This is a genomic window from Mycobacterium sp. TH-M103 (assembly GCF_057473785.1).
Map to the genome: position 1 here is coordinate 1 of NZ_JBYCLG010000118.1, position 3945 is coordinate 3945.

The 3945-nt window shown below is 67.2% G+C and carries 6 protein-coding genes; 3 read left to right on the plus strand and 3 right to left on the minus strand.

The window, feature by feature from the left end:
• On the minus strand, nt 1-639 hold a 639-nt coding region (locus AC2VOR_RS06685), incomplete at its 3' end, for an aldehyde dehydrogenase family protein (RefSeq protein WP_486963437.1).
• Nucleotides 640-723: 84 nt separating this feature from the next.
• Here AC2VOR_RS06685 and AC2VOR_RS06690 point away from each other — a divergent pair.
• The 3 genes from AC2VOR_RS06690 to AC2VOR_RS06700 all read left to right on the plus strand — a co-directional run bounded on the left by AC2VOR_RS06690 (nt 724) and on the right by AC2VOR_RS06700 (nt 3178).
• The gene (locus tag AC2VOR_RS06690) at nt 724-2325 is read left to right on the plus strand and encodes a PucR family transcriptional regulator (protein ID WP_486963438.1); all 1602 of its coding nucleotides are present in this window, start codon (nt 724-726) and stop codon (nt 2323-2325) included.
• A 153-nt stretch (nt 2326-2478) separates the two neighbouring features.
• Nucleotides 2479-2811, plus strand: coding sequence for a DUF732 domain-containing protein (locus tag AC2VOR_RS06695; protein WP_486963439.1), 333 nt, complete (start codon nt 2479-2481; stop codon nt 2809-2811).
• Nucleotides 2812-3001: 190 nt separating this feature from the next.
• The gene (locus tag AC2VOR_RS06700) at nt 3002-3178 is read left to right on the plus strand and encodes a hypothetical protein (protein ID WP_369737506.1); all 177 of its coding nucleotides are present in this window, start codon (nt 3002-3004) and stop codon (nt 3176-3178) included.
• 137 nt (nt 3179-3315) lie between these two features.
• Here AC2VOR_RS06700 and AC2VOR_RS06705 read toward each other — a convergent pair whose 3' ends face one another.
• Nucleotides 3316-3654, minus strand: a complete 339-nt coding sequence (locus AC2VOR_RS06705; RefSeq protein WP_369741481.1) for a DUF732 domain-containing protein — start codon at nt 3652-3654, stop codon at nt 3316-3318.
• Between the two features lie 147 nt (nt 3655-3801).
• On the minus strand, nt 3802-3945 hold a 144-nt coding region (locus AC2VOR_RS06710), incomplete at its 5' end, for a DUF732 domain-containing protein (RefSeq protein WP_486963440.1).

A 3945-nucleotide genomic window follows, 5' to 3' on the forward strand; every position in this document is an offset into this window, starting at 1 on the left:
CGGCTTCCACACGACGGTGTTGCCCATCAGCGCCGGGGCCGACGGCAGGTTCGCCGCGATCGAGGTGAAGTTGAACGGGGTGACGGCGTAGACGAAACCGTCCAGCGGGCGGTAGTCGCTGCGGTTCCACTCGCCCGGCCCGCTGAGCGGCTGCTGGTCGAGGATCTGACGCGCGAACGCGACGTCGAAGCGCCAGAAGTCGATGAGTTCGCACACCGCGTCGATCTCGGCCTGGTACGGCGACTTGGACTGGCCGAGCATCGTCACGGCGGCCAACTTCTCCCGCCACGGTCCCGCGAGCAGGTCGGCCGCGCGCAAGAAGACCGCGGCGCGTTCCTCGAAGGGCATTGCCGCCCAGTCGTTTTTGGCGGCTGTCGCGGCCTCGACCGCCGCGGTGGCCTCCGCGTGCCCGGCATTGGTCAGCGTCCCCAGCTTCGCGGCGTGCCGGTGCGGCTGCACGACGTCGATCCGCTCGCCGTCGCCCATCAGGTGCTTGCCGCCGATCACGTGGGGAAGGTCGATGGGGTGGTCGGCCACCGCGGCCAGCTCGGCGACCAACCGGGCGCGTTCCGGGGAACCGGGGGCGTAGTCGTGGACCGGTTCGTTGGCGGGTACTGGCACGTGGGTGATCGCATCCATGCCTGCCAGGGTCCCCGCCGCCGTCGTCGATATGTTTGTCTGATCGGACAGGATTGGTCGGGCTTGGTAGTAAAATCCGACAATATGCGGGCGGCTGGTGTCGGACTTGGTCAGTTGCTGCTCGCGTTGGATGCGACCCTGGTCAGCCTGGTGGGGGCACCTCGCGGCCTGGACCTGCCGGTGGGCTCGGCGGCGCTGATCGATTCCGACGACGTGCGGCTGGGCCTGGCGGCGGCGGCCGGTTCGGCCGACATTTTCTTCCTGCTCGGCGTCGCCGACGACGAGGCGCTGCGCTGGGTGGACAAGCAGGCGCGCGAGCGCGTGCCCGTGGCGATCTTCGCCAAGGAGCCCTCCGACGCGCTGGTGACCAGGGCGGTGGCCGCCGGGTCGGCGGTGGTGGCCGTGGAACCGCGGGCCCGCTGGGAGCGGCTCTACCAGCTGGTCAACCACGTGCTGGAGCATCACGGGGACCGCACCGACCCGGCGGACGACTCGGGCACCGACCTGTTCGGGCTGGCGCAGTCGCTGGCCGACCGCATCCACGGCATGGTCAGCATCGAGAACGCCGAATCCCAGGTGCTCGCGTATTCGGCCTCCAACGACGAGGCCGACGAGCTGCGCCGGCTCTCCATCCTGGGCAGGGCCGGCCCGCCGGAGCACCTCAAGTGGATCGGCCAGTGGGGCATCTTCGATGCGCTGCGCGCCGGCGGCGGGGTGGTGCGTGTCGACGAGCGCCCGGCGCTGGGGCTGCGCCCGCGCCTGGCGGTCGGGATCTACCAGCCGGCGGCCGACGCGCGCCGCGCCCCGGTGTTCGCCGGCACCATCTGGGTGCAGCAGGGTGCGCGGCCGCTGGCCGACGACGCCGAGGAGGTGCTGCGGGGAGCGGCGGTATTGGCCGCGCGGATCATGGCGCGGCTGGCGGCGCGGCCGTCGACGCAGACCCGCCGGCTGCAGCAGCTGCTGGGCCTGACCGACGGCGAGCCCGCCGACGTGCCCGCCGTCGCCGCCGAGCTCGGCCTGACCGTCGACGGCAGTGCCGTGCTGATCGGGTGGGATACCGCGGACACCACCATGCCCCGCCCCCCGCGGCTGTCCGACGTCGTGGCGTTGAGCGCCAGTGCATTTCGCGGCGACGCCCGGGTGGCCTCACACGGCTCACGGATCTATGTGCTGTTGCCGCAGACCGCGACGACGCGGTCGGTCACCTCCTGGGTCCGCGGCACGATCGGCGCTCTGCGCGCCGAGCTCGGTATCGAGCTGCGGGCCGCCATCGCGGCGCCGGTCGCGGGTCTGGCGGCTGTCGCGGGCGCGCGCGCCGAGGTGGACCGCGTGCTCGACAGCGCCGAGCGCCACCCGGTCTCGATCGGGCAGGTCACGTCGCTGGCCGAGGCACGCACCACCGTCCTGCTCGATGAGATCGTCACCGCGGTCGCCGCCGAGAAACGGTTGGTGGATCCGCGGATACGCGACCTGCACGCTCAGGACCCGGCGCTGGCCGAGACCCTCCGCGTCTACCTCGACAGCTTCGGCGACGTCGGCGCCGCGGCGCGGGCGCTGCAGGTGCATCCCAACACCGTGCGTTACCGGGTGCGGCGGATCGAGAGACTGCTGTCGGTCTCACTGGCCGATCCCGAAGCGCGCCTTTTGTTTTCGCTCGCGCTGCGTGTCATGGAAAGATCGCCTTAGCAGCAAGGCAGATCCGCAGCCAGCATCACCGTCGACTGCACGGTTCCATCGATTCCGCCGACGGTAGGAAGTAAGGTTCCATCCGGCCGATCGTGCCCTATGCTTTGGGTCGAATCTCTTTCGGATCTCGAGATGGGAGACGACATGTGCGCAATGAAGCGGCTGCTTGTGGCTATCGCTTGTACAACAACCTTTTTCGGCGCATCTGGCGTCGCAGAAGCCGACGGGGACGACGGGAACGACGACGCATTCATCGAAGCACTCAACGCAGAGGGAATTCAATACCCGAACGCGGATCAGGCCATATCCAGCGGCAAAGCTGTGTGTTCCTATATCATCGCCGGACGACACACGGAAAACGAGACCGTGCAAATGGTGGCTGAACAAAATCCCAAGCTTTCGTCGATTCAAGCCGTTCAATTCGTAAACCTGGCCCGCGGGGCGTATTGCCCGTTGCCGCCGATGGGCGGCGGTGGCGGCGGCTAACAATCAAGTCTTTGCTTGGCGGCGCGGTCACATGGGTTCAGATGGGGTGCGTGCAGGTACCTTGGTGGTGCCCAAGTTCAAGGCCCGCCAGCGTCGGCTGTCGTCACCAGCGTCGTGTTGAACGCCTACCAGGCTCCGTTCACGATCTCAATCCCATCGAGATGATTTGGGGCATCGTTACAGTAAATCCGTGGATCTGGTCAACCTGTGTCCAGCCACGATCGAGCAGGACCGCGCTGCAACCGAATCCCGGCCCAACCGCTTCGGCTCCAACTACGACCTGCGTTTCGCTTCCTCGCCCACACGGCCCATTCGCATCCCCACCGCCGAACGTACTCGACCACCGAATGAGCCGGTCTTGCTGTAACAGTGGAGCCGAGGATCCCCATTACTGCGCGGAATCGGGCAGGTTCACGCAGAAAATCGATCGCGTCAACACGGTCGAAGGAACCGCCGACGCCGCCGCCTTACCGGGCCTCGGTGAGCGGCCCACACAGCCACCGACTACGGCTGCGACCGGTCGGCGACAGGCTGATTGTCACTGGCGCCGGTGACGGACTGGTGGCAGTACGTATCCCGTGCGATGGCCACGAACTGGCCTGCGTGTGTCAGCGTCAGCTCGGGATTGGCGTTTTTCACCCCGCGCGCGGCCTGTGCGGCGGTATGACCATCTGCGAGGTAGTCACACACCTCCCGGGCTGCGGACCTGACTGCGGACGTATCCGGAAATTGAATACCAGCCTGGTTGAGCGCGTTTAAGAAGGCGGCGTCGTCGGCGTGCGCGGTTGCCGGCACCGCGAAGGCGGCCATCCCGGCTACGACCACAAGCGGCTTAACGAACATCGGTGTCACTGTTGCCTCCCTGTCAACATCAAGCGAGCCGGTAGGCTCCGTGTGGAGAACCCAAAGCCGTTTCGGAAATCTTGCGTGGCAACTGCTTTCGGTGGTACGAGCACGCTATGGTCGCCGTCCCCTGATTGGTCACGCTGTTCAACTATTGACGGCAGCCGACAAGTCGTTCGGACAGTAGGTCTCTCCGGCGATCTCCACGAACTGCAAGGCGTTGTTGTTGGACAGATGGTGGTTGCGGATTTTCAGTGCGCGCGCCACGACCGTCGGGGAGCGCCCTTCCGC